Origin of the sequence: Isoptericola sp. b515 (assembly GCF_030588125.1) — a bacterium.
Lineage (GTDB): Bacteria > Actinomycetota > Actinomycetes > Actinomycetales > Cellulomonadaceae > Isoptericola > Isoptericola sediminis.
On the sequence record NZ_JAUQYR010000002.1, the window covers coordinates 536,212 to 560,631 of the forward strand.

Genomic DNA, 24,420 nt, shown 5'->3' on the forward strand with positions numbered 1-24,420 from the left:
CCCGCCGCGGGGGCCGCCACCTCGTCGGCTCGGCGGGGGGGCGGGGGGGGGGGGGGGGCCCCCCCCCCCCCCCCCCCCCGCCTCACCGCCCACCGCACACCAGCACGGAGGACATCCCCCATGGCGAACTACACCGCCGCTGACATCAAGGCCCTGCGTGAGCGCACCGGCGCCGGCATGCTCGACGTCAAGAAGGCGCTCGACGCGGCCGACGGCAACACGGACCAGGCCATCGAGATCATCCGCAAGAAGGGCCTGGCCAAGGCGGCCAAGCGCGAGGGCAACACCGCCTCCGAGGGTCTCGTCGCGGCGACGATCACCGACGCTGCCGACGGCCAGGTCGCCACGATGGTCGAGCTGAACGCGGAGACGGACTTCGTCGTCAAGAACGAGAACTTCGTCGCGCTGGCCGACACGGTGCTGCAGGCCGCCGCGGCCGCCGGTGCCACCGACGCCGAGTCGGCCCTGGCCGCCCCGGCCGGTGACAGCACGGTCGCCGACACGATCGCCGCCCAGGGCGCCACCATGGGCGAGAAGGTCGTGCTGCGCCGCGTCGCGCGCGTCGAGGGCCCGAAGGTCACCGCCTACCTGCACAAGACCGCCAAGGACCTGCCGCCGTCGATCGGCGTCCTGGTCGTGACGGACGCCGCGGGCGAGGAGGTCGCCAAGGACGTGGCCCAGCACATCGCCGCGCTGGCCCCGCAGTACCTGACCCGCGACGACGTCCCCGCGGACATCGTCGAGAAGGAGCGCGAGATCGCCCGCGAGCGGTCGATCGCCGAGGGCAAGCCCGAGGCCGCGCTGCCGAAGATCGTCGAGGGTCGCCTCAACGGCTTCTTCAAGGAGGCCGTGCTGGTGGACCAGCCGCTGGCGAAGGACACCAAGACGACCGTCGGCAAGCACGTCGAGGCGGCGGGCGGCCAGCTGCTCGGCTTCGTGCGCTTCCGCGTCGGCAACTGATGTGACCACGGCCCGGCCGCACCGGCGACGGATGCGGCCGGGCCGTCGTGCGTCCGCTCCCGGTACCTCCCCGGGCGGACGACGGCATCCGATGCCAGGATGCGCCAGGAGAGGGACCCGTACGGGGCGACCCGGACGACGACGAGACGGACGGTGGCATGACGCACTTCGACCAGGACCAGATCGTGACCGGGCACGTCCCGCCGAAGGACGCCGACACCCGGCGGGTGCTGCTCAAGCTGTCCGGTGAGACGTTCGGCGGCGGCGCCGTCGGTCTGGCCAGCGACGTCGTGCGCCGGGTCGCCCAGGAGATCGGCGAGGCCGTGCGCCAGGGCGTGCAGGTCGCCATCGTCGTCGGCGGCGGGAACTTCTTCCGCGGCGCCGAGCTGTCCCGTGCCGGTCTGGACCGGGCCCGCGCGGACTACATGGGCATGCTGGGCACGGTGATGAACTGTCTGGCGCTGCAGGACTTCCTCGAGCAGGACGGCGTCAAGACGCGGGTCCAGACGGCGATCACGATGGGCCAGGTCGCCGAGCCCTACATCCCGCTGCGTGCCATGCGCCACCTGGAGAAGGGCCGCGTGGTCATCTTCGGCGCCGGCGCCGGCATGCCGTACTTCTCCACCGACACGGTCTCGGTGCAGCGCGCCCTGGAGACGCACTGCGACGAGGTCCTCATGGGCAAGAACGGCGTCGACGGTGTCTACACCGCCGACCCCCGCACCGACGCGTCGGCCGAGCGGCTCGAGCACCTCACCTACACGGACGCCCTCGTGCGCGGACTGAACGTGATGGACGCCACGGCCCTGTCGATGTGCCGGGACAACGACGTGCACATGCGTGTCTTCGGCCTGGAGGAGACCGGTAACGTGACCCGTGCACTGCTCGGCGAGAAGATCGGGACCTCCGTCACCACCCGCTGAGCGTGCACCGACCCCCCTAACCATCACGAGCAAGGAGCACCCGGGTGATCGACGACACCCTCCTCGAGGCCGAGGAGAAGATGGACACGGCGATCGAGTTCGCCAAGGAGCAGTTCGGTGCGATCCGCACCGGTCGCGCGAACGCCGGCATGTTCTCCTCGCTCGAGGTGGACTACTACGGCGCGCCGACGCCCCTGCAGCAGCTGGCGTCCTTCAACATCCCCGACGGGCGGACCGTCCTCATCTCCCCGTTCGACAAGAGCTCGATGTCGGCGATCGAGAAGACGCTGCGCGAGTCCGACCTCGGTGTGAACCCGTCCAACGACGGCAACACGATCCGCGTCGTCATGCCGACGCTGACCGAGGAGCGTCGCCGCGACTACGTCAAGCTCGCCAAGACCAAGGCCGAGGACGCGCGCATCTCCGTGCGTGGCGTGCGCCGCAAGGCCAAGGAGCAGATCGACAAGGCGGTCAAGGACGGCGAGGTCGGTGAGGACGAGGGTGCCCGCGCGGAGAAGGAGCTCGAGGCGCTGACCAAGAAGCACGTCGACCTCGTGGACCAGCTGCTCGCCCACAAGGAGAGCGAGCTGCTCGAGGTCTGATGTCCCCCGTCGACGCGCAGCGCCGGCCGTCCCGAGCCGGACGCAACCTCCCCGCCGCCGTCGCGGTCGGGCTCGGGCTGCTCCTGCTGCTCGCCGCCTCGCTCTGGTTCCGGCCCGAGCCCTTCGTGGCGTTCGCGGTCGTGGCCCAGAGCGCAGCCCTGTGGGAGCTGCGCGTCGCCTTCGCCCGGCGTGCGATCCAGATCCCGCTGACCCCGCTGCTCGTGGGCGGGGCCGGCATGGCCGTGTCGGCGTACGCCGCCGGGCCCGAGGCGCTGCTGGTGGCGTTCATGCTCACCGTCGGCGCGGTCGTGGTCTGGCGGGTGCTGGACGGCTCCGGCCCACGAGCGCTGCGGGACGCGGCCGCCGGCGTGTTCGCCGCGACGTACCTGCCGTTCATGGCGGGCTTCGTGATGCTCATCCTGGACCAGCCGGACGGCGAGCTGCGGGTGGCGCTCTTCGTCCTGCTGGCCGTCGCGAACGACGTCGGCGGCTACGCCTCCGGGGTGTTCTTCGGGCGCCATCCCATGGCACCCTCGGTCAGTCCCAAGAAGAGCTGGGAGGGGCTGGCCGGCTCGGTGGTCCTGACCACCACGGTGGGGATCGTCGGAGCGCTGTTCGTGCTGGACGCCCCGTGGTGGCTCGGCATCGGCCTCGGCGTCCTCACCGCGGTCACCGCGACGGCCGGCGACCTGGCGGAGTCCCTGATCAAGCGTGATCTCGACCTGAAGGACATGGGGTCGCTGCTGCCCGGCCACGGCGGCGTCCTCGACCGCCTGGACTCCCTGGTCGTCACCGCCCCGTTCGTCTACCTGGTCATGGCCGCCACGGTCTGAGCTGCGAAGGAACTACTCATGGCACCACCGAACGCCCCCACCGGGGCCGGCGCCGACCTCGGCATCCCCGCGGTGCGCCCCTCCGACGAGACCGCGCCGATGCCGCTGCAGATGGCGCCCCGCCGTCGCGGCAAGCCGCCGAAGCACTTCGCGGACCTCACCCCCGCCGAGCGCGTCGCCTCGGTCGCCGAGATGGGCGAGAAGCCGTTCCGCGCCAAGCAGCTCGCCGCGCACTACTTCACGCACTTCACCTCCGACCCGTCGGAGATGACCGACCTGCCCAAGGCCACCCGGGACCAGCTGGCGGAGACGATGTTCCCGCCGCTGATCCGCCCCACCCGGCGGATGGAGGCCGACGGCGGCACCACCGTCAAGACGTTGTGGCACCTGTTCGACGACGCCAAGGTCGAGTCGGTGCTGATGCGCTATCCGCACCGGACCACGCTGTGCGTGTCCTCGCAGGCGGGGTGCGGCATGGCGTGCCCGTTCTGCGCCACGGGTCAGCTCGGGCTGACCCGCAACCTGTCGACGGCCGAGATCCTCGAGCAGGTCCGGGACGCCTTCCGTGCGCTGGACCGCGGGGAGATCCCGGGCGGCCCCGCCCGCCTGAACAACCTCGTGTTCATGGGGATGGGGGAGCCGCTGGCGAACCCGCGCGCCGTCATCGAGACGGTCAAGGCCCTGGTGGCGCCCGCCCCCGAGGGGTTCGGCATGTCGGCGCGCAACATCACCGTGTCGACCGTCGGTCTGGTGCCCGCGATGCGCAAGCTCGCCGACCTCGGCATCCCCGTCACGCTCGCCCTGTCGCTGCACGCGCCGGACGACGACCTGCGCAGCGAGCTGGTGCCGATCAACACGCGCTGGAGCGTCGACGAGGCGATCGACGCTGCGCGGCACTACTACGAGGTGACCGGCCGGCGCGTGTCCATCGAGTACGCGCTCATCAAGGACATGAACGACCACGGCTGGCGTGCCGACCTGCTCGCGGAGAAGCTCAACGCCCGCGGCAGGGGCTGGGTGCACGTCAACCCGATCCCGCTCAACCCGACCCCCGGCTCGATCTGGACGGCGTCCGACCGTTCCGTGGAGGACGAGTTCGTGGCACGATTGCGCGGGCACGGAATCCCGACCACGATCCGTGACACCCGCGGGAGCGACATCGACGGCGCCTGCGGGCAGCTGGCCGCCGAGGAGGACGACGACGAGTGAGCACGCTCTTTTCCACCGTGTCGAAGATGCGACAGGGGTACGACCCGGACGAGGTCGACGAGTTCTTCGACCACGCCCGACAGGCGTACGAGGGGCAGACCCCCGAGCCGATGACGAACGCGGACGTCGCGGCGTCCACCTTCGACCTGGTGCGCGGTGGCTACAACACCCATGAGGTCGACGCGGCCCTGGACCGCCTGGAGGGCGCCTTCATCGCCCGGCAGCGGGCCGACTTCGTCAACGGCCACGGGCAGGAGGCCTGGATGGCCGCGCTGGCCGAGCGGGCCCGCACGCTGTACGGCCGCCTCGGTCGTCCCGACGGTCAGAAGTTCGCCCCGGCCGAGCGCGGCCAGCAGGGCTACGACATGGACGACGTCGACGCGCTGTGCGACCGGCTCGTGGGGTACTTCGACCGCCAGGAGCCGCTGACGGCGGCCGAGCTGCGGTCGGCCACGTTCAGCCGCGCCAAGGGCAAGGACGCCTACGCCGAGGGGCCCGTGGACAAGTTCCTGGCGCGGGCGATCGAGGTGCTCCTCGGGGTCGAGTGACCTGGGATGATGGGGCCATGCCCCACGCCGCACGCACCCTGACCCTGCTCGGTTCCACCGGATCGATCGGCACGCAGGCCCTCGACGTCATCGACGCCCACCCGGGACGCTTCGTCGTCGAGGCGCTCAGCGCCGGAGGGTCCGACGTGGACGCCCTGGCCGCCCAGGCGGCCCGGTACGGGGTGCGTGCCGTCGCGGTGGCCGACGCCGACCGGGCGGACGCGCTGCGCGAGGCGCTGCGCGGAGCCAAGGGGCCCGGCGCGGCCGAGGTCGAGGTGCTGGCCGGTCCGCAGGCCGCCGCCGAGGTGGCCGGACGCGGCAGCGACGTCGTGCTCAACGGCATCACCGGGTCCGTCGGTCTGCGTCCCACCCTGGCCGCCCTGGCGGCGGGGTCGACCCTGGCGCTGGCGAACAAGGAGTCCTTGGTGGTCGGCGGCGCGCTCGTCAAGGCGGCCGCTGCCCCCGGCCAGATCGTGCCGGTCGACTCCGAGCACTCCGCCATCGCGCAGGCGTTGCGTGGCGGGGCGCGCGAGGAGGTCCGCCGGATCGTCCTGACGGCCTCCGGCGGGCCGTTCCGCGGCCGGACCCGTGACGAGATCCGGACGGTGACCGCGGACCAGGCGCTCGCCCACCCGACGTGGGCGATGGGACCGGTGGTCACGGTGAACTCGGCGTCGCTGATGAACAAGGGCCTCGAGCTCATCGAGGCGCACCTGCTGTTCGACGTGCCCACCGACGACATCACCGTCGTCGTGCACCCGCAGTCGGTGGTGCACTCGATGGTCGAGTTCCGCGACGGCTCGACGATCGCGCAGGCCTCGCCGCCGGACATGCGCCTGCCCATCGCGCTGGGCCTGTCGTGGCCCGAGCGCCTCGACGTCGTCTCGCCGCCGTGCGACTGGACGCAGGCGGCGAGCTGGACCTTCGAGCCGCTGGACGAGCACACCTTCCCGGCCGTCGGGCTGGCGCGGGCGGCGGCCGCTGCCTCCGCCACCCACCCGGCGGTCTACAACGCCGCCAACGAGCAGGGCGTCGCCGCCTTCCTCGACGGGCGGATCGGGTTCCTCGACATCGTGGGCACCGTCGAACGGGTTCTTGGCGAGCACGAGGGCGCGGCAGCGGCGGACGTCACTCTCCAGGACGTCGAGGAGACCGAGACCTGGGCGCGCGCCCGGGCGGACGAGCTGCTCTCCCGCCGCTGAGGCGCGGCGGGGGCCGCCGGACCGGACAGCGACCTCCCAGGAAGGTCGCCTAGGCTGCTGGGGTGGACATCCTTCCTCTCGTCGTCGGCATCGTCGTCATCGTGGTCGGCATCCTCGTCTCGATCGCCCTGCACGAGGTGGGGCACATGGTGCCCGCCAAGAAGTTCGGCGTCCGGGTCAGCGAGTACATGGTCGGGTTCGGCCCGACCCTGTGGTCGCGCCGCAAGGGCGAGACCGAGTACGGCCTCAAGGCGATCCCGCTGGGCGGCTACGTGCGCCTCGTCGGCATGATGCCCCCCGCGCCGGCGGGCCGCCGCCCGCGCGAAGGGTTCTTCGGTCAGGTGATCGCCGACGCTCGCGACGCCAGCGTCTCCGAGATCCGGCCCGGCGAGGAGCACCGCGCGTTCTACCGGCTCTCCACCCCCAAGAAGCTGGTGGTGATGCTGGGCGGGCCCGTGATGAACCTCGTCATCGCCGTGGTGCTGCTCGCGGTGGTCTTCCTGGCGATCGGCATGCCCACCGCGACGACGACCGTCGCGCAGGTCGGCGACGACACCGCCGCGGCGTCCGCCGGGGTCGAGTCCGGGGACGAGGTCGTCGCCTTCGACGGGGAGCCCGTCGAGGACTGGAACCAGCTCGTCGGGATGATCAACGACGCGGCGGGGGAGCCCGTGCCGATGGTCGTCGAGCGGGACGGCGCGCAGGTCACCTTGACCGTCACCCCGACCCCGGCAGAGCGGCCGCAGACCGACGCCGACGGCTACCCCGTCCTCGACGCGGACGGCGAGCCGGTGCTGGTCGACGGCGCGCTGCTGGGCGTGACGTCGAGCGTGGAGCGGCAGGCGCTGCCGGTCTCGTCGGTCCCCGAGGCGATCTGGTTGCAGACCTCGGAGACCGCCAAGGCGATCGTCAGCCTGCCGGTGCGGGTGTACGACGCCGCCTACGAGGCGTTCACCGACGCGCCGCGCTCGCAGGACTCGGTGATGTCCGTGGTCGGCGTGGGGCGCGCGGCCGTGGACACCGCGGGGGCCGAGGACTACTCCGTGCTCGCCCGCGTCCAGCTGATGCTCATGCTGCTCGCCTCGTTGAACGTGGCGCTGTTCATGTTCAACCTCATCCCGCTGCTGCCCCTGGACGGCGGCCACGTGGCGAACGCGCTCTACGAGGGCGGCCGGCGCACGGTCGCCCGGGTGCGGGGGCATGCGCTGCCGGGACCGGCGGACGTCGCCCGCATGATGCCCGTGGCCTACGTGGTGTTCGTGCTCCTCATCGGTGTCGGTGCCGTGCTCATGGTGGCCGATCTGGTCGATCCCGTCCGGCTGTTCTGATCGCGAGCACGGCGTGGTGATCCGGTGACCATCAGGGCGTGACCGGGTCGGCGGTGCACAGCACGGGCAAAACCGCGCGATACTGGCGTGGTGACTGCAGTGAACCTCGGCATGCCCGCACCCCCCGCGCCCACGCTCGCCCCGCGGCGGAAGACCCGCAAGATCAAGGTCGGTGACGTCTACGTCGGTGGCGACGCCCCGATCAGCGTCCAGTCGATGACGACGACCAAGACCACCGACATCAACGGCACCCTCCAGCAGATCGCGGAGCTGACGGCCGCCGGCTGCGACATCGTGCGCGTCGCCTGCCCGACGCAGGACGACGCCGAGGCGCTGCCGATCATCGCGAAGAAGTCGCAGATCCCCGTGATCGCAGACATCCACTTCCAGCCCAAGTACGTGTTCGCCGCCATCGAGGCCGGCTGCGCCGCCGTGCGTGTGAACCCGGGCAACATCAAGAAGTTCGACGACCAGGTCAAGGAGATCGCCCAGGCGGCGAAGGACCACGGCACGTCGCTGCGCATCGGCGTCAACGCCGGCTCCCTGGACAAGCGGCTGCTGGAGAAGTACGGCAAGCCGACCCCGGAGGCGCTCGTCGAGTCCGCGGTCTGGGAGGCGAGCCTGTTCGAGGAGCACGACTTCCACGACTTCAAGATCTCCGTGAAGCACAACGACCCGGTCGTCATGGTGCGCGCCTACGAGCTGCTCTCGCAGCGGGGCGACTGGCCGCTGCACCTCGGCGTCACCGAGGCCGGCCCCGCCTTCCAGGGCACGATCAAGTCCGCCACGGCGTTCGGCGCCCTGCTCAGCCAGGGGATCGGCGACACCATCCGCGTGTCGCTGTCGGCCCCGCCGGTCGAGGAGGTCAAGGTCGGCACGCAGATCCTGCAGTCGCTCAACCTGCGGCCCCGCAAGCTGGAGATCGTCTCCTGCCCGTCCTGCGGCCGTGCCCAGGTGGACGTCTACGAGCTGGCCGACAAGGTGACCGCCGGGCTGGAGGGCATGGCGGTGCCGCTGCGGGTGGCGGTCATGGGCTGTGTCGTCAACGGTCCCGGTGAGGCGCGCGAGGCGGACCTCGGCGTCGCCTCCGGGAACGGCAAGGGGCAGATCTTCGTCAAGGGCGAGGTCATCAAGACCGTCCCCGAGGCGCAGATCGTCGAGACCCTCATCGAGGAGGCGAACCGCATCGCCGAGACGATGGACGCCCCCGAGAACGACGACCAGGCCGGTGCCGTGGTCACGGTGGGCTAGTCACGCACGAGGGCGACGGCCGAGGGGAGCACGCGATGGGATGGCGACCGGCGCTGCGCAGCCGGTCGCCCGCGCCCGGTGACGGGGGTGGCGCCGGGGCGCGGGTCCTCGGGGCGGAGGACCTGGTCGAGGCCCGACGGGTCTGCGCGCGGGAACCTGTCACGGGCGTGCTCGCCGCGGCCCGGCTCGACATCGCCCTGCACGTGGGGCTGGCAGCGGCCGGCGGCCAGGTCTGGGGCTACCCGGCGGCAGGTGACCTGCGCGCCGTGTGCTGGGCCGGGGCGAACCTCGTGCCCGTCGTGCCGTCGGCGCTGGACCGCTCCGACGCCGACGACGCCGTGGCCGCGTTCGCCGCCGTCGCACGGGAGCAGGGTCGGCGCTCCAGCTCGATCGTGGGGGAGCGGCGGACCACCCTGCGGCTCTGGGAGCTGCTCTCCCCGGTGTGGCCGCCCCCGCGCGAGGTGCGTACCGACCAGCCGTCGCTGGTGCTCGACCACGACCCGCAGATCGACCCCGACCCCCGGGTCCGGGTCTCCGACCTCTCCGAGCTCGACCTGGTGCTGCCCGCCTGCGTGCGGATGTTCACCGAGGAGGTCGGGTACTCCCCGGTGGCGGGGGGCGGCAGCGCCTACGCGGCCCGGGTGCGCGCGCTCATCGCCGAACGACGCTCCTACGTCCGGATCGACCCGGACGACACCGGGGCGCCGCGGGTGGTGTTCAAGGCCGAGCTGGGCGCGGTGGCGGGTGGCGTGGCGCAGGTCCAGGGCGTGTGGGTCGACCCGGAGCTGCGCGGGCAGGGACTCGCCGCGTCCGGCATGGCCGCCGTCGTCGCCCTGACGCGGCAGCACGTCGCACCGGTGGTGTCGCTGTACGTCAACGGGTTCAACGCCCCGGCGCTCGCCACGTACCGTCGGGTGGGGTTCACCCAGGTCGGGACGTTCGCCACCGTCCTGTTCTGAGGCCGCGCTACCGCAGCAGCCGCGACATGCGCCGGTCGGCGAGCACGTGCCCCCCGGTCTGGCAGGTCGCGCAGTACTGCAGCGAGCGGTCGGCGAACGAGACCTCGCGCACCACGTCGCCGCACACCGGGCACGTCTGCCCGGTCCGTCCGTGCACCTGCATGCCGCGGCGCTTGGCGTCCTTCAGCTCGGCCGCCGGACGACCCTCCGCGGCGGCCACCGCGGCCGTGAGCGTGTCCACGACGGCCCGGTGCAGGGCGTCGACGGCGTCGTCGTCGAACGACCGCGTCAGCGCGAAGGGGGACACCTGGGCGGTGTGCAGGATCTCGTCGGAGTAGGCGTTGCCGATCCCGGCGATCGCGCGCTGATCGCGCAGCAGCCCCTTCACCTGCTGGTTGCGTGCCCGCAGCAGCTCGCCCAGCACGTCCGCCGTGAAGTCCTCGGACAGCGGCTCGACACCGAGCGTGCGGATCGCCTCCACCGCCTCCGCGTCCTCGACGACGTGCACGGCGACGCGTCGACGGGTACCGGCCTCGGCCACGTCGGCGCCGGCGCCGTCGTCGAACCGGAGGCGGAGCGTGAGCGACGCCCCGCGCGACCCGCCGCCCAGCCGGGGCCGGACCGGCGTGGTCGGTGCCTGCTCCCGCCAGCGGACCCAGCCGCCGCGGGCCAGGTGCACCGCCAGCGACGGGCCGTCGGTGGCGAGCACGAGCCACTTGCCCCGCCGTGACCAGCCGTGCACCGACCGGCCGACCAGGGCCGACAGCGGCGGGTCGTAGGTCTTGAGCGCGGCGACGGCCCCGACGTCGGCGGCCTCGATCGTGCGGCCCCGCGTCCGTCCGTCCAGGAAGCGGGCCAGCGCCTCCACCTCCGGCAGCTCCGGCATGGTCCCAGTGTCGCCGATCCGGCCGGTGCGCGCCGTTAGGCTGTGCCCCATGTCGATCGCGTCCCACCGCAGCGGTGACCTGCTGCGCCTGTCCTCCCTGTTCGTGCGTACCCTGCGCGAGGATCCCGCCGACGCCGAGGTCGCCAGCCACCGGTTGCTGGTCCGTGCCGGGTACATCCGGCGTGCCGCCCCGGGCGTGTACTCGTGGCTGCCGCTCGGGCTGCGCGTGCTCGCGAAGATCGAGGCCGTCGTGCGCGAGGAGATGGACGCGATCGGTGCGCAGGAGGTCCACTTCCCGGCGCTGCTGCCGCGCGAGCCGTACGAGGCGACGGGCCGGTGGAACGAGTACGGGCCCAACCTGTTCCGGCTCAAGGACCGCAAGGACGCGGACTACCTCCTGGCGCCCACCCACGAGGAGATGTTCACGCTCCTGGTCAAGGACCTGTACTCCTCGTACAAGGACCTGCCGCTGGCCCTCTACCAGATCCAGACGAAGTACCGTGACGAGGCGCGTCCCCGCGCCGGTCTCATCCGGGGCCGCGAGTTCATCATGAAGGACGCCTACTCCTTCGACCTCGACGACGAGGGTCTGGCGACGGCCTACGAGAAGCAGCGGGGCGCCTACCGGCGGATCTTCGACCGGCTCGGGCTCGACTACGTGATCGTCGCGGCGACCTCCGGGGCGATGGGCGGGTCCCGGTCCGAGGAGTTCCTCTCGCCGTCCCCGATCGGGGAGGACACCTTCGTGCGCTCCGGCGGCGGCTACGCGGCCAACGTGGAGGCGGTCTCGACGCCGGTGCCCGACCCGGTGCCCTTCGACGACGCCCCGGCGGCCCACGTCGAGGACACCCCGGACACCCCGACGATCGAGACGCTGGTCGACTTCGCCAACGCCCACCACCCGCGGCCGGACCGCGCCTGGACCGCGGCGGACACCCTGAAGAACGTGGTGCTCGCTGCGACCCATCCCGGCGGACGCCGGGAGCTCGTCGTGGTCGGCGTGCCGGGGGACCGCGAGGTGGACGTGAAGCGGCTGGAGGCGGCGATGGCGCCGGCGGAGGTCGAGCCGGCCTCAGAGGCCGACTTCGCCGCGCACCCCGAGCTCGTCAAGGGCTACATCGGCCCGGGCGTCCTGGGCCCTCAGGGCAAGCAGGTCACCGACGTCGAGTCCGGCGAGGTGCGGTCCGCGGTCCGCTACCTGCTCGACCCGCGCGTCGTCAGCGGGACCCGGTGGATCACCGGTGCCGACGAGGCCGGGCGCCACGTGTTCGACCTCGTGGCGGGCCGCGACTTCAGCGGCGACGGCACCGTGGAGGCCGCCGAGGTCCGCGCCGGCGACCCGGCGCCCGACGGGTCGGGGCCCCTCGAGCTCGCCCGCGGCATCGAGATCGGCCACATCTTCCAGCTCGGCCGCAAGTACGCCGAGTCCCTCGACCTGAAGGTGCTCGACCCGAACGGCAAGCAGGCCGTGGTGACCATGGGCTCCTACGGCATCGGCGTGACCCGCGTGCTGGCCGCGCTGGCCGAGGCGAACCACGACGACCGGGGTCTCGCGTGGCCGGCGAAGGTCGCCCCGGCACACGTCCACGTCGTCGCCACCGGCAAGAACTCCGAGGTGTTCGAGGCCGCTGACGAGCTGGCGTCGCGACTGGTCGCCGAGGGTGTCGAGGTCATCTACGACGACCGGCCCAAGGTCTCGCCCGGCGTGAAGTTCGCCGACGCCGAGCTCTTCGGCGTCCCGCTCGTCGTCGTGGTGGGCCGGGGCCTGGCCGACGGTGTGGTCGAGGTGCGGCCGCGCGTCGGGGACGCCCGGCAGGTCGCGGTGGACGACGCGGTCGCCGAGGTCACACGCCAGGTCGAGGAGCTGCTCGCCTGAACTTCACCCGTCCTGGTCGGTCGGCTCCTGCGGGCCGTCCCCGTCCGTCGCCTCCTCGGGGCGCTGCTCCGGCAGCCCCGGGAACGGCACGGGCTCGGCGCCCCAGGCGTCGAGCGTGAGCGCGGACTCGACGAGCAGGTCGACCAGGACGGTGCGGGTGTCCGGCGCGGTCGTGCCGACGAGCGTCGCGTAGGTCGTGGCCAGGTCGTTCTCCACCGAGCGCACCAGCGCGCGGTCGCCCGGTCGGCGGGGGACGGCGTACGCCGCCTGGCGCGGGTCCTGCGCGGTCCCGTCCGTCCCGGCCACGAGCGCCCAGGCAGCGGCCCGATCGGTGTGCACGTCGGCGCGCTCGACGTACCGGGAACGTTCGTCCTCGGGACGGATCGCGGCACGCAGCCGGACGGCGTAGCCCGCCGAGTGCTCGGAGGCCACGAGTGTCCGCAGGTCCGCCGCGGTGAGCCCCTCGGGCACCACCGCCGGCTCCCCGGAGTCCGGCGAGGTGCTGGAGACGCCGGTACGGGCCGGGTCCCCCTCGGCCGGTGTCTCGTCGGCCTCCGCTCCGTCCTCGGGGCCGTCCGGCGGGGCCGTCACGGTGGGCTCGGCGGAACCGTCCGCCCCGGCGTCGTCCCGGGCGTCCTCGGCCGGCGCCGGATCGTCGGCCACCGCGGCGTCCACCTCGGCGGGTCCGGGCAGCTGCGGCACCACCGGCGGGGGCGCGCTGTCGGTGTACTCGCCGACGCGGGTCGCCGAGACGGCCTGGGCCGCGCCGACGGAGGCCAGCAGCCGTGCGAGGGGACCGTCGGCCGTGGTCCCGGCGGCGGTCCGGTTGCGCCCGGAGGCGTCGGCCAGGGCCGCGACGACGTCGTCCGGGCCGACGGCGTCGGCCGGCGAGCTCTGCGGGGACCCGCTCGGCGGGTCCGCCGGCTCCTGCAGCCCGGAGTCGTACACGCCGCCCAGCTGGTCGGCCTGCTCCCGGGAGTCGGCCGCGACACGTTCGAGCTCGGCGACGAGCCGGCGACGGCGGTCGCCCAGCTCGTCGATCACGGCGTCGGCCTGCTCGGCGACGAACAGCGCGTCGGTGACGGCGGTACGGCGCACGATCTCGATCGTGTCCGGCCCCGGCTCGGCAGGCGGGGGCGTCTCCAGCCGCAGCCCGCAGCCGGTGAGCAGCAGCGCCACGAGGACGCTGCCGACCACGACCCGCATCCGGCGGCGGGTCGGGGCGGGCGGGGGCTGCGGTTCCATCGTGCCCCGATCTTGCCACGTCCCGGTGTGACGTTCCTCCACCTGTCCACGCGGGTCGTCGGGCGCACGGTGGGCGGGGGGTTCGTTACGCTGGTCGACGCACAACGACACACCGCCGCGGGACGTCCCGGCGCGGGAGCACCCACGGGAGGCAACGATGGCAGCAGGAGAGGACCGGACCTCGGACGGACGTGTCCGAGCGGTGGTCGGCCCGGTGGTCGACGACGCCGGTCTGTTCCTCGAGGACGTCCGGGTGACCCGGGCCGGCAGCCGGTCGGTGGTCCGGCTGACGATCGACCTCCCGGAGCACCTCGTGGGCAGCCTCGACTCCGACACGCTCGCCGACACGTCCCGGGCGGTCTCCGCCGCGCTGGACGACGCCGACGTGGTCCGCGGCCAGTACACCCTGGAGGTGTCCACCCCGGGTGTGTCCCGCCCGCTGACGGAGCTGCGCCACTACCGTCGGGCGCGCACCCGCCGGGTGCGGCTGACCCTGGACGACGGGCAGGTCGCGGAGGGCCGTCTGACCGGCGTGGACGGTGACGGCGACGACGCGGTGCTGGTCCTCGACGGCGAGCAGCGGGTCGCGTACGGACGGGTGCGCCGGGGACGCGTCGAGGCGGAGCTGGACCGGCGCGAGGACGACGAGGCGGGGACGTCCCGCCAGGGCGAGGAGAGCTGACGATGGACATCGACATGAGCGCGCTGCGGATGCTGGAGCGCGAGCGGGAGATCAGCCTGGACCTGCTGGTCGAGGCCATCGAGCAGGCGCTGCTGTCCGCCTACCACCGCACCCCGGACGCCTACCACCACGCGCGGGTCGAGCTCGACCGCAAGTCGGGGCACGTCACGGTGTGGGCCCGCGAGCAGATCCGGACGCCCGACCCGGAGGACCCGGAGGGCCGGGGCACGATCGAGCTGGGCCCGGAGTTCGACCACACGCCCGAGAACTTCGGCCGGATCGCCACCGCCACCGCCCGCCAGGTGATCGTGCAGCGTCTGCGCGACGCCGAGGACGACCAGGTGCTGGGCACGTTCCGCGGCAAGGAGGGCGAGATCCTCGCCGGCGTGATCCAGCAGGGTCACGACCCGCGGACGGTGCTCGTGGACGTCGGCGAGATCGAGGCCGTCCTGCCGCCGCACGAGCAGGTGCCGGGCGAGAAGTACGTCCACGGCGAGCGCCTGCGCGCCTACGTCGTGGAGGTCGCCCGTGGCATGAAGGGCGCCAAGGTCACGCTCAGCCGCACCCACCCGGGTCTCGTCCGCAAGCTGTTCGAGCTCGAGGTCCCGGAGATCGCCGACGGGTCGGTCGAGATCACCGCCGTCGCCCGGGAGGCCGGGCACCGCTCCAAGGTCGCCGTGCGGTCCACGGTGCCCGGGCTCAACGCCAAGGGCGCCTGCATCGGCCCGATGGGTTCGCGCGTGCGCGCCGTCATGGCGGAGCTGCACGGGGAGAAGATCGACATCGTCGACCACAGCGACGACCCGGCCCGCTTCGTGGCGAGCGCCCTGTCCCCGGCCCGTGTGAGCTCTGTCACGGTCGTCGACGCGGAGGCGAAGGCCGCCCGCGCCGTCGTGCCGGACTACCAGCTCTCGCTCGCGATCGGCAAGGAAGGGCAGAATGCCCGGCTCGCGGCCAAGCTCACGGGGTGGCGGATCGACATCCGTTCCGACGAGGGCACGCCGGGGGCGGTGGCCGACGGGGACGCGGTCGAGGAAGCCTGAGCTGGTCGAGGCCCATGAGCAGTCGCGTTAGACTGGAGGGGATCGGGTCGCGCGACCCTGTTCCGGCACGCCCCGCCACCACCCCGCCACGACCGGTGGGACCGGTGCGGACGTGTGTCGGATGCCGGCAGCGCGACCTGCGGTCGCAGCTCTTGCGGCTGGTCCTCGTGACGTCGGACGACGCCCCGCGCGTCGCGGTCGACGTCCGGGCGTGCCTGCCGGGGCGTGGAGCCTGGATGCATGAGGACCTCGCCTGCTTGGACCGTGCCGTCCGGCGACGGGCCGTCCCGCGCGCACTGCGTGCGGGTGGCCCGGTGGACCTGGAGCCGGTCCGGGCATATCTGGAGCACCAGGACCGTTGAAGAACCTGGGCGGCACCGTCGGTGCCGCCCCCGTCGCGACCGGGCGTCCTCGCCCGGCCGCACACGCGTACGTCGACAAGGAAGCGGGTCAGAAGCCGATGGGCACCCGATGAGTCCCGAACGATGAGTACTCAGTACTAGCGACGGTCCTGCCTGTCTCGGTGGGGCCGAGACAGGAGAGATGTGGCGAAGATCCGCGTCCACGAGCTGGCGAAGCAGCTCGGGGTGGAGAGCAAGACCCTGCTGGCCGAGCTGAAGGCCTCAGGTGAATTCGTCCGGTCGGCGTCCTCGACGCTCGAGGCACCGGTCGAGCGCATGATGCGTGGCAAGTTCACGGCGTCCGACGCCGGAGCGGCCAAGGACGGCAAGTCCGCCAAGCCCGCCCCGAAGAAGAAGCCCGCCGCGCCCAAGCCGGGTGCACCGGCGGCGGCCGGCGAGCAGGCCGCGAAGCCTGCCGCCTCGACGCCCGCCGAGGCGCCGAAGCCGGGTTCCGCACCCAAGCCGGGTGCGGCGAAGCCCGGGGCCGCGCCGAAGCCGGGTGCCGAGAAGGCGCCGGCGGCGGAGACCCCGAAGCCCGCTGCCGAGAAGGCACCGCAGGCCGAGAAGCCCGCTGCTCCGACCCCCGGGTCGGCACCGAAGCCGGGCGCCACGCCCAAGCCGGGTGGCGGCCCCAAGCCGGGTGCACCGAAGCCGGGCGGGCAGCGTTCCGGTGGTGGCGGCCGCAGCGGCGGTCCGCGGCCGGGCAACAACCCCTACGCGTCCCAGCAGGGCATGCAGCGTGGCGGGGGTCCGCGGCCGGGCAACAACCCGTACTCCTCGCAGCAGGGCATGCAGCAGCGGCCCGCGCGCGGCGAGGGCAAGCCGGCCGAGCGCTCCGGCGGTCCGCGTCCGGGTGCCCCGCGTCCGGCCGCTCCGCGTCCGGGCGCCCCGCGCCCGAACCCGGGCATGATGCCGGGCAAGACCAGCATGCCGCGACCGGGCGAGCGTCCCGGCGGCGGTGGTCGCGGCGGCCGTGGTCGCGGTGGCGGCCCGGGCGGTCCCGGTGGTGCCGGCGGTCCCGGTGGCGGTCGGGGCGGTTTCCGTCCCGGTGGCGGCGGCGGGTTCCGCGGCCGTGGCGGCGCCGGCCGTGGCAGCACCCAGGGTGCGTTCGGTCGCGCCGGCGGCAAGCCGGTCCGGGGACGCAAGTCGAAGCGGGCGAAGCGTCAAGAGTTCGAGCAGATGCAGGCCCCGACGCCGGGTGGCGTCTCGGTCCCGCGCGGCAACGGCAACACCCTGGTGCGCCTGCGCTACGGCTCGTCCCTGAACGACTTCGCGGACAAGATCGACGCGAACCCGGCGGCGCTGGTCACGGTGCTCCTGCACCTGGGCGAGATGGCGACCGCGACGCAGTCGCTGGACGAGGACACGTTCGTCACGCTCGGGTCGGAGCTCGGCTACAAGATCGAGATGGTCTCCGCCGAGGAGGAGGACCGCGAGCTGCTCGGGTCCTTCGACATCGACCTGCAGGCCGAGGAGGCCGACGAGACCGACGAGGACCTGGAGGCGCGGCCGCCGGTCGTGACCGTCATGGGTCACGTCGACCACGGTAAGACGAAGCTGCTGGACGCCATCCGGTCCACGGACGTCGTCGCCGGTGAGGCCGGTGGGATCACCCAGCACATCGGTGCCTACCAGGTGCACACCGAGCACGAGGGCGCCGACCGGGCCGTCACGTTCATCGACACCCCGGGTCACGAGGCCTTCACGGCCATGCGTGCCCGTGGTGCCAAGGCGACGGACATCGCGATCCTCGTGGTGGCCGCGGACGACGGCGTGATGCCGCAGACGATCGAGGCGCTGAACCACGCCCAGGCGGCGGACGTGCCGATCGTCGTGGCGGTGAACAAGGTGGACAAGGAGGGGGCGAACCCCGACAAGATCCGCCAGCAGCTCACCGAGTACAACCTCGTGGCCGAGGAGTACGGCGGCGACACGATGTTCGTCGAGGTCTCCGCGCTGCGGCGCCAGGGTATCGACAGCCTCCTCGAGGCCGTCCTGCTGACCGCCGACGCGGCGCTCGACCTCCGGGCCAACCCGGAGAAGGACGCCCGCGGTGTGGCGATCGAGGCCCACCTGGACAAGGGCCGCGGTTCCGTGGCCACCGTCCTGGTGCAGTCGGGCACGCTGCGCGTCGGCGACGCCATCGTCGCCGGCACCGCGCACGGTCGTGTACGGGCGATGTTCGACGAGCACGGCGAGTCCGTCACCGAGGCGGGTCCGGCGCGTCCGGTCCAGGTCCTGGGTCTGGCGTCGGTGCCGAGCGCCGGCGACACGTTCCTCGCCGCACCCGACGAGCGCACCGCTCGTCAGATCGCCGAGAAGCGCGAGGCGGCCGAGCGTGCCGCGCTGCTGGCCAAGCGGCGCAAGCGCATCAGCCTCGAGGACTTCACCAAGGCTCTCGAGCAGGGCAAGGTCGAGACGCTCAACCTGGTCATCAAGGGTGACGTGTCCGGTGCCGTCGAGGCGCTGGAGGACGCGCTGCTCAAGATCGACGTGGGCGACGAGGTCGACCTGCGCGTCATCCACCGCGGTGTGGGTGCGATCACGCAGAACGACGTCAACCTGGCCACGGTCGACAACGCCGTGATCCTCGGCTTCAACGTCCGCTTCGGCGAGCGTGTCGAGGACCTGGCCGAGCGCGAGGGCGTCGAGGTCAAGTTCTACTCGGTGATCTACCAGGCCATCGACGACATCGAGGCCGCCCTCAAGGGCATGCTCAAGCCGGAGTACGAGGAGGCGAAGCTCGGCAGCGCCGAGATCCGCCAGGTCTTCCGGTCCTCGAAGTTCGGCAACATCGCCGGTTCGATCGTCCGGTCGGGCACGATCCGACGGAACACCAAGGCCCGCGTGCTGCGCGACGGCCGCGTGGTGGGCGACGAGCTCACGGTCGAGTCGCTGCGACGCGAGAAGGACGACGTCACCGAGGTCCGCGAGGGCTTCGAGTGCGGTATCGGACTCGGGTCGTACAACGACATCGTCGAGGGCGACATCATCGAGACCTTCGAGATGCGCGAGATCCCCCGCGCCTGAGAAGGTCGGGACGGACGACGGCGCCCCGTCCGCACCGCCGAGCGCGGTGGGGGCGGGGCGCCGTCGGCGTCAGGACAAGGAGGACGGATGAGCGAGAACCCGCGGGCGCGCCGGTTGGCGGACCGCATCAAGGAGATCGTCGCGCAGATGCTCGACACGCGGATCAAGGATCCGCGACTCGGCTTCGTGACGGTCACGGACGTCCGTGTCACCGGCGACCTGCAGCAGGCGTCGGTGTTCTACACGGTCCTCGGCAGCGACGAGGACCGCGACGGCACGGCGGCGGCGCTGGAGAGCGCCAAGGGCATGATCCGCTCCGAGGTCGGCAAGCAGACCGGCGTGCGGCTGACGCCGACGATCGAGTTCCACCTGGACTCCGTGCCGGAGACGGCGGCGCACCTCGACGAGGCGCTGTCCCAGGCGCGGCTGCGGGACGCCGAGCTCGCGGCGCTACGCGAGGGCAAGTCCCCGGCCGGTGACGCCGACCCGTACCGCACGTCGGACGACGACACCGACTGACGACCGCCCCGATGCCGCGGGGAGAAGGTCCGCCGGGCCGGAGCGATCCGGCCCGGCACCTCCTGCGCGTGGCGGTGGGGGAGAGGGGAGATCCCGTGGCCGACCGTGGCACGGCGCGCCCGCCGCGCCGTCCGACGGCGCCGGACGGTCTGCTGATCGTCGACAAGCCGGCCGGCTGGACCAGCCACGACGTCGTCGGGCGTTGCCGGCGGCTGGCGGGCACGCGCAAGGTCGGGCACGCCGGCACCCTGGACCCGATGGCGACGGGTGTGCTGGTGGTCGGCGTCGGTCGGGCGACCAAGCTGCTCACCTACGTGGTGGGCGCGGACAAGGCCTACCGGGCGACGATCCGGCTGGGTGTCTCCACGACGACCGACGACGCCGAGGGCGAGACCCTCGAGGCCCGGGGCGTGGGCGAGGGCGTGGACCCTGCCGCCCTCGCGCGGCAGGTCGCCGCCCTCACCGGCGACATCCGGCAGGTCCCGAGCACCGTCAGCGCGATCAAGGTCGACGGACGCCGGGCCTACGCCCGGGCCCGTGCCGGCGAGGAGGTCGAGCTCGCCGACCGTCCCGTCACCGTGAGCTCGTTCGAGGTGCTCGAGACCCGTCCGGCCACGGCCGACGGCGGCGTGGCGGTGCTCGACGTCGACGTCGAGGTGGTGGTCTCCTCGGGCACGTACGTGCGTGCGCTGGCCCGGGACCTGGGCGAGGCGCTCGGCGTCGGCGGGCACCTGACCGCGTTGCGCCGCACCCGTGTCGGCGGGTACCCGCTCGATCGTGCCCGGACCCTCGACGAGCTCGAGGCCCAGGCCGACGCCGACGGCGTGCTCGCCACCCTCCCGCTCGGCGACGCCGCGCGGAGCACCTTCCCCGTCCGTGAGCTGACCGACGCCGAGGCCCGGGCCCTGGGCTACGGGCAGTGGGTGACCCCGACCGGCATGCGGGGCACCGTGGCGGGCCTGGCCCCGGACGGCACGCTCGTCGCCCTGCTGGAGGACACGACGCGGCGCGGGGAGCGGCGGGCCAAGCCCGTCCTGGTCCTCGCCCCGGCCTGAGCGGGACTATCCTGATCCGTCGGCGTCGTGAGGCGTCGGCCCGTCCGGCAACGAGGAGCGCGATCGGCGTGCAGGTGTTCACGGACCTCTCCGAGGTCCCCGAGGACTTCGGTCCGTCGGTCGTGACGATCGGCAACTTCGACGGCGTGCACCGCGGTCACCAGGCGGTGCTCGCCCGACTCGTCCGCCTGGCGCGCGCCGACGGCTGCGCCGCGGTCGCCGTGACCTTCGACCCGCACCCCGCCGCCGTCCACCGTCCCGACTCCGCTCCCGAGCTCATCACGGGGATCGACGACCGCCTCGAGCTGCTGGCGGAGACCGGCCTCGACGCCGTCCTCGTGATCCGCTACACCCTGGACTTCGCGGAGCAGAGCCCCGAGGAGTTCGTCACGCGCTACCTCACCGGGGCGCTCGGTGCGCGCAGCGTCGTCGTGGGCCACGACGTGCGCTTCGGCCGGGCCAACGCCGGGACGCTGGCCACCATGGTCGACCTGGGCGGGCGCCACGGGTTCGAGGTCGTGGCGATCGACGACGTGGGGGAGTGCCAGCCCGCGCAGGACGGTGCCGGCCAGCGCTGGTCCAGCTCGGCGGCACGCGCCCTGATCGCCGAGGGCGACGTCGCCCAGGCCGCCGACGTCCTGGGCCGGCCCCACCGGGTGCGGGGCGTCGTCGTGCGGGGGGACGCCCGCGGCCGCGAGCTCGGGTTCCCCACGGCCAACCTGGGGGACATCGCCGGCATGGTCCCTGCCGACGGGGTGTACGCGGGGTGGCTGCGCCGGCCCGGGCGGACGGGCCAGGAGCCCGCGGACCCCGACGCGCTGCTGCCCGCGGCGATCTCGATCGGCACCAACCCGACGTTCGACGGCGTCGAACGTCGGGTGGAGGCCTACGTCCTGGACCGCACCGATCTCGACCTGTACGGCGAGGAGGTGGTCCTCGAGATGGTCGAGCACCTGCGCCCGACGGTCCGTTTCGACGGCATCGAGGCGCTGGTCGAGCAGATGACCCACGACGTGGCCCGCGCCCGCGGTGTGCTGCTGTCCTGATACGATGGTCGCTGCCGTAGATCGGCCGCGGATCCAGAGCGCCCGGTGAAGCAGTCCCGGAGCACCGCGCAACGACACCAGAAGGAGAGCCATGCCGCTCGACGCTGCCACGAAGCAGAACATCATCACCGAGTACGCGACTCACGAGGGCGACACCGGCTCGCCGGAGGTCCAGATCGCTCTGCTGACCCAGCGGATCACCGACCTGACCGAGCACCTCAAGGAGCACAAGCAGGACCACCACTCCCGTCGTGGTCTGCTCCTCCTGGTCGGCCAGCGTCGCCGTCTGCTCAGCTACCTGCAGAAGGTCGACATCCAGCGCTACCGCGCGCTCATCGAGCGCCTCGGCCTGCGCCGCTGACGTCCCGCCACCAGCCCGGTCCCTCTCGCAGGGACCGGGCTGGTCTGGTGTGATGTCCTTGTAGACGTAACACCGCACACCGCGCCGCCGGGCCGTCGTCCGGTCCTCGGTAGTGGCCCCCCGATCCGCCGGTTCCCCCGGTGTGCTCCGAGGGCCTCGATCGAAGACCGTCGCTCGGGCGGGCGGCGCCTTCGAGAGCAAGGAGGGCACCCGTGGAGGGTCCCGAGATCCAGTCCGCCGAGGCCGTCATCGACAACGGCCGCTTCGGCACCCGTACCGTCCGCTTCGAGACCGGCCGACTGGCCCGGCAGGCCGCCGGCGCCGTCTCCGCCTACCTCGACGACGAGACCATGCTGCTGTCGACCACCGCGGTCGGCAAGCACCCCAAGGACCAGTTCGACTTCTTCCCGCTGACGGTGGACGTCGAGGAGCGGATGTACGCCGCGGGCCGCATCCCCGGCTCGTTCTTCCGCCGTGAGGGCCGCCCGTCCACCGAGGCGATCCTCACCTGCCGGCTCACCGACCGCCCGCTGCGCCCGCTCTTCGTCAAGGGCCTGCGCAACGAGGTGCAGATCGTCATCACCGTCATGGCGCAGCACCCGGACGACGCCTACGACGTGCTGGCGATGAACGCCGCGTCCGCGTCGACGCAGATCTCCGGCCTGCCGTTCTCCGGCCCGGCCGGCGCCGTGCGCATCGCGCTCATCGACGACCAGTGGGTCGCCTTCCCGAAGTACTCGGACAAGGAGCGCGCCGTCTTCGAGATGGTCGTCGCGGGCCGCAAGGTCACCGCCGCCGACGGTTCCGAGGACGTCGCCATCGCGATGATCGAGGCCGAGGCCACCGACGACGCCTGGAACCTGGTCAAGAACGAGGGCGCCACCGCCCCGACCGAGCAGGTCGTGGCCGAGGGCATCGACGCGGCCAAGCCGTTCATCGCCGCCCTGTGCGACGCCCAGCTCTCGCTGGCCTCGCAGTCGGCCAAGGACGTCGCCGAGTTCCCGCTGTTCCCGGACTACGCCGACGACGCCTACGCCGCCGTCGAGTCCGCGGTCTCCGCCCCGGCCGCCGAGGCCCTGGCGATCGGCGACAAGCAGGAGCGCGAGAACCGCCTCGACGAGATCAAGGCGGGGATGCTCGAGCAGCTCGCCGAGCAGTTCGAGGGCCGCGAGAAGGAGCTCTCGGCGGCCTTCCGCTCCCTGCAGAAGCAGCTCGTGCGTCAGCGCGTGCTGACCGACGGCGTGCGGATCGACGGCCGAGGGCTCGCGGACATCCGCACCCTGTCGGCCGAGGTCGAGGTGCTCCCGCGGGTGCACGGCTCGGCGCTGTTCGAGCGTGGCGAGACCCAGATCCTGGGCGTCACGACGCTGAACATGCTGCGCATGGAGCAGCAGATCGACTCCCTGGGGCCGGTCACGCGCAAGCGCTACATGCACAACTACAACTTCCCGCCGTACTCGACCGGTGAGACCGGCCGTGTCGGCTCGCCCAAGCGCCGTGAGATCGGCCACGGCGCGCTCGCCGAGCGCGCCCTGGTCCCGGTGCTGCCGAGCCGCGAGGAGTTCCCGTACGCGATCCGCCAGGTCTCCGAGGCCCTCGGCTCCAACGGGTCCACCTCGATGGGCTCGGTCTGCGCCTCGACGCTGTCGCTGCTCAACGCCGGAGTGCCCCTCAAGGCGCCGGTGGCGGGCATCGCGATGGGTCTGGTCTCGGACACGGTGGACGGGGAGACCCGCTACGCCGCGATGACCGACATCCTCGGTGCCGAGGACGCCTTCGGCGACATGGACTTCAAGGTCGCCGGCACCCGGGAGTTCGTCACCGCCATCCAGCTCGACACCAAGCTCGACGGCATCCCGGCCTCCGTGCTGTCGGCCGCGCTGGGTCAGGCCCACGACGCCCGTCTGACGATCCTCGACGTCATCGCCGAGGCCATCGACACCCCGGACGAGATGTCGCCGAACGCGCCGCGCGTCATCGCGGTCAAGGTCCCCGTCGACAAGATCGGTGAGGTCATCGGGCCCAAGGGCAAGATGATCAACCAGATCCAGGAGGAGACCGGCGCGGACATCTCCATCGAGGACGACGGCACGGTCTACATCGGTGCGACCGACGGCCCGAGCGCCGAGGCGGCGCGGGCGTCGATCAACGCGATCGCCAACCCGCACGTCCCCGAGGTCGGCGAGCGCTTCGTCGGCACCGTGGTCAAGACCACCTCGTTCGGGGCCTTCATCTCGCTGGCCCCCGGCAAGGACGGTCTGCTGCACATCAGCCAGCTGCGCAAGCTGGTCGGTGGCAAGCGGGTGGAGAACGTCGACGACGTCCTGTCCATCGGCCAGAAGATCCAGGTCGAGATCGGTGAGATCGACTCCCGCGGCAAGCTGTCGTTGGTCGCGATCACCGAGGAGGACGACAAGCCCGCCGACGAGGCCGTCGCCACCGAGGCGAGCGAGGCCTGATC

22 protein-coding genes are annotated in these 24,420 nt (G+C 72.7%); 20 read left to right on the top strand and 2 right to left on the bottom strand.

What is annotated here, in order from left to right; translation table 11 throughout:
• Positions 1-120 precede the first annotated feature (120 nt).
• The 10 genes from tsf (at position 121) to Q6350_RS08265 (ending at position 9,815) form a co-directional block, all read left to right on the top strand.
• The gene (gene tsf / locus Q6350_RS08220) at positions 121-960 is read left to right on the top strand and encodes a translation elongation factor Ts (protein ID WP_171246293.1); all 840 of its coding nucleotides are present in this window, start codon (positions 121-123) and stop codon (positions 958-960) included.
• 158 nt (positions 961-1,118) lie between these two features.
• Positions 1,119-1,883, top strand: a complete 765-nt coding sequence (gene pyrH / locus Q6350_RS08225) for a UMP kinase (RefSeq protein WP_246246398.1) — start codon at positions 1,119-1,121, stop codon at positions 1,881-1,883.
• Between the two features lie 44 nt (positions 1,884-1,927).
• Entirely contained in the window at positions 1,928-2,485 is a 558-nt protein-coding gene (gene frr, locus Q6350_RS08230; protein WP_304607347.1) for a ribosome recycling factor, read from the top strand.
• Positions 2,485-3,318, top strand: coding sequence for a phosphatidate cytidylyltransferase (locus Q6350_RS08235; RefSeq protein ID WP_304603657.1), 834 nt, complete (start codon positions 2,485-2,487; stop codon positions 3,316-3,318). The genes frr and Q6350_RS08235 overlap by 1 nt, the downstream gene beginning before the upstream one ends.
• Before the next feature lie 111 nt (positions 3,319-3,429).
• Complete coding sequence (rlmN, locus tag Q6350_RS08240; protein ID WP_369810845.1) at positions 3,430-4,527, top strand: 23S rRNA (adenine(2503)-C(2))-methyltransferase RlmN; 1,098 nt, start codon at positions 3,430-3,432, stop codon at positions 4,525-4,527.
• Positions 4,524-5,075, top strand: coding sequence for a DivIVA domain-containing protein (locus Q6350_RS08245; RefSeq protein ID WP_171246290.1), 552 nt, complete (start codon positions 4,524-4,526; stop codon positions 5,073-5,075). Before rlmN ends, Q6350_RS08245 begins: the two co-directional genes overlap by 4 nt.
• A 17-nt stretch (positions 5,076-5,092) precedes the next feature.
• A complete protein-coding gene (dxr, locus tag Q6350_RS08250; protein ID WP_305065926.1) occupies positions 5,093-6,277 on the top strand; it encodes a 1-deoxy-D-xylulose-5-phosphate reductoisomerase in 1,185 nt (394 codons plus the stop codon).
• Positions 6,278-6,339: 62 nt separating this feature from the next.
• Positions 6,340-7,605 (top strand): RIP metalloprotease, encoded by a 1,266-nt coding sequence (locus Q6350_RS08255; protein ID WP_304607350.1) that lies wholly within the window; start codon positions 6,340-6,342, stop codon positions 7,603-7,605.
• Positions 7,606-7,695: 90 nt separating this feature from the next.
• Complete coding sequence (gene ispG, locus Q6350_RS08260) at positions 7,696-8,856, top strand: flavodoxin-dependent (E)-4-hydroxy-3-methylbut-2-enyl-diphosphate synthase (RefSeq protein ID WP_304603660.1); 1,161 nt, start codon at positions 7,696-7,698, stop codon at positions 8,854-8,856.
• Between the two features lie 35 nt (positions 8,857-8,891).
• On the top strand, positions 8,892-9,815 hold the full coding sequence (locus Q6350_RS08265; protein ID WP_304603661.1) for a DUF4081 domain-containing GNAT family N-acetyltransferase: 924 nt from the start codon (positions 8,892-8,894) through the stop codon (positions 9,813-9,815).
• A 7-nt stretch (positions 9,816-9,822) separates the two neighbouring features.
• On the opposite strand, the gene Q6350_RS08270 is transcribed toward Q6350_RS08265, so the two are convergent.
• On the bottom strand, positions 9,823-10,701 hold the full coding sequence (locus tag Q6350_RS08270) for an Fpg/Nei family DNA glycosylase (RefSeq protein WP_304607352.1): 879 nt from the start codon (positions 10,699-10,701) through the stop codon (positions 9,823-9,825).
• Between the two features lie 49 nt (positions 10,702-10,750).
• Here Q6350_RS08270 and Q6350_RS08275 point away from each other — a divergent pair, with 49 nt between their 5' ends.
• Positions 10,751-12,577: a proline--tRNA ligase gene (locus Q6350_RS08275; RefSeq protein WP_305065927.1), complete on the top strand. Its 1,827-nt coding sequence runs from the start codon at positions 10,751-10,753 to the stop codon at positions 12,575-12,577.
• Between the two features lie 3 nt (positions 12,578-12,580).
• Here the strand turns inward: Q6350_RS08275 and Q6350_RS08280 are convergent, their stop codons facing one another.
• Positions 12,581-13,822, bottom strand: coding sequence for a DUF4439 domain-containing protein (locus Q6350_RS08280; protein ID WP_304603664.1), 1,242 nt, complete (start codon positions 13,820-13,822; stop codon positions 12,581-12,583).
• Between the two features lie 157 nt (positions 13,823-13,979).
• Between Q6350_RS08280 and rimP the strand changes: the two genes are divergently transcribed.
• The 9 genes from rimP to Q6350_RS08325 all read left to right on the top strand — a co-directional run bounded on the left by rimP (position 13,980) and on the right by Q6350_RS08325 (position 24,418).
• Entirely contained in the window at positions 13,980-14,504 is a 525-nt protein-coding gene (rimP, locus tag Q6350_RS08285; RefSeq protein ID WP_171246283.1) for a ribosome maturation factor RimP, read from the top strand.
• A 2-nt stretch (positions 14,505-14,506) separates the two neighbouring features.
• On the top strand, positions 14,507-15,547 hold the full coding sequence (nusA, locus tag Q6350_RS08290) for a transcription termination factor NusA (RefSeq protein ID WP_304607354.1): 1,041 nt from the start codon (positions 14,507-14,509) through the stop codon (positions 15,545-15,547).
• Positions 15,548-15,561: 14 nt separating this feature from the next.
• Positions 15,562-15,909 carry a YlxR family protein gene (locus Q6350_RS08295; protein WP_305065928.1) on the top strand — a complete coding sequence of 116 codons (348 nt, stop codon included), beginning with the start codon at positions 15,562-15,564 and terminating at the stop codon, positions 15,907-15,909.
• Positions 15,910-16,092: 183 nt separating this feature from the next.
• Positions 16,093-18,978 carry a translation initiation factor IF-2 gene (infB, locus tag Q6350_RS08300; protein ID WP_304603667.1) on the top strand — a complete coding sequence of 962 codons (2,886 nt, stop codon included), beginning with the start codon at positions 16,093-16,095 and terminating at the stop codon, positions 18,976-18,978.
• An 87-nt stretch (positions 18,979-19,065) separates the two neighbouring features.
• Positions 19,066-19,497 (top strand): 30S ribosome-binding factor RbfA, encoded by a 432-nt coding sequence (rbfA, locus tag Q6350_RS08305; protein ID WP_304603668.1) that lies wholly within the window; start codon positions 19,066-19,068, stop codon positions 19,495-19,497.
• 95 nt (positions 19,498-19,592) lie between these two features.
• Complete coding sequence (gene truB / locus Q6350_RS08310; protein ID WP_304603669.1) at positions 19,593-20,552, top strand: tRNA pseudouridine(55) synthase TruB; 960 nt, start codon at positions 19,593-19,595, stop codon at positions 20,550-20,552.
• Between the two features lie 68 nt (positions 20,553-20,620).
• The gene (locus Q6350_RS08315; protein WP_304603670.1) at positions 20,621-21,598 is read left to right on the top strand and encodes a bifunctional riboflavin kinase/FAD synthetase; all 978 of its coding nucleotides are present in this window, start codon (positions 20,621-20,623) and stop codon (positions 21,596-21,598) included.
• Between the two features lie 91 nt (positions 21,599-21,689).
• Positions 21,690-21,959 carry a 30S ribosomal protein S15 gene (gene rpsO / locus Q6350_RS08320; RefSeq protein WP_171246276.1) on the top strand — a complete coding sequence of 90 codons (270 nt, stop codon included), beginning with the start codon at positions 21,690-21,692 and terminating at the stop codon, positions 21,957-21,959.
• A gap of 212 nt (positions 21,960-22,171) precedes the next feature.
• Positions 22,172-24,418 (top strand): polyribonucleotide nucleotidyltransferase, encoded by a 2,247-nt coding sequence (locus tag Q6350_RS08325; protein WP_171246275.1) that lies wholly within the window; start codon positions 22,172-22,174, stop codon positions 24,416-24,418.
• Positions 24,419-24,420 lie beyond the last annotated feature (2 nt).

Bases quoted from the DNA above. Each gene is read 5' to 3' on its own strand.
- tsf (WP_171246293.1), top strand. From the start codon at position 121: ATGGCGAACTACACCGCCGCTGACATCAAGGCCCTGCGTGAGCGCACC.
- pyrH (WP_246246398.1), top strand. From the start codon at position 1,119: ATGACGCACTTCGACCAGGACCAGATCGTGACCGGGCACGTCCCGCCG.
- Q6350_RS08235 (WP_304603657.1), top strand. From the start codon at position 2,485: ATGTCCCCCGTCGACGCGCAGCGCCGGCCGTCCCGAGCCGGACGCAAC.
- rlmN (WP_369810845.1), top strand. From the start codon at position 3,430: ATGGCGCCCCGCCGTCGCGGCAAGCCGCCGAAGCACTTCGCGGACCTC.
- dxr (WP_305065926.1), top strand. From the start codon at position 5,093: ATGCCCCACGCCGCACGCACCCTGACCCTGCTCGGTTCCACCGGATCG.
- Q6350_RS08265 (WP_304603661.1), top strand. From the start codon at position 8,892: ATGGGATGGCGACCGGCGCTGCGCAGCCGGTCGCCCGCGCCCGGTGAC.
- Q6350_RS08270 (WP_304607352.1), bottom strand. From the start codon at position 10,701: ATGCCGGAGCTGCCGGAGGTGGAGGCGCTGGCCCGCTTCCTGGACGGA.
- Q6350_RS08275 (WP_305065927.1), top strand. From the start codon at position 10,751: ATGTCGATCGCGTCCCACCGCAGCGGTGACCTGCTGCGCCTGTCCTCC.
- Q6350_RS08280 (WP_304603664.1), bottom strand. From the start codon at position 13,822: ATGGAACCGCAGCCCCCGCCCGCCCCGACCCGCCGCCGGATGCGGGTC.
- rimP (WP_171246283.1), top strand. From the start codon at position 13,980: ATGGCAGCAGGAGAGGACCGGACCTCGGACGGACGTGTCCGAGCGGTG.
- nusA (WP_304607354.1), top strand. From the start codon at position 14,507: ATGGACATCGACATGAGCGCGCTGCGGATGCTGGAGCGCGAGCGGGAG.
- Q6350_RS08295 (WP_305065928.1), top strand. From the start codon at position 15,562: ATGAGCAGTCGCGTTAGACTGGAGGGGATCGGGTCGCGCGACCCTGTT.
- rbfA (WP_304603668.1), top strand. From the start codon at position 19,066: ATGAGCGAGAACCCGCGGGCGCGCCGGTTGGCGGACCGCATCAAGGAG.
- rpsO (WP_171246276.1), top strand. From the start codon at position 21,690: ATGCCGCTCGACGCTGCCACGAAGCAGAACATCATCACCGAGTACGCG.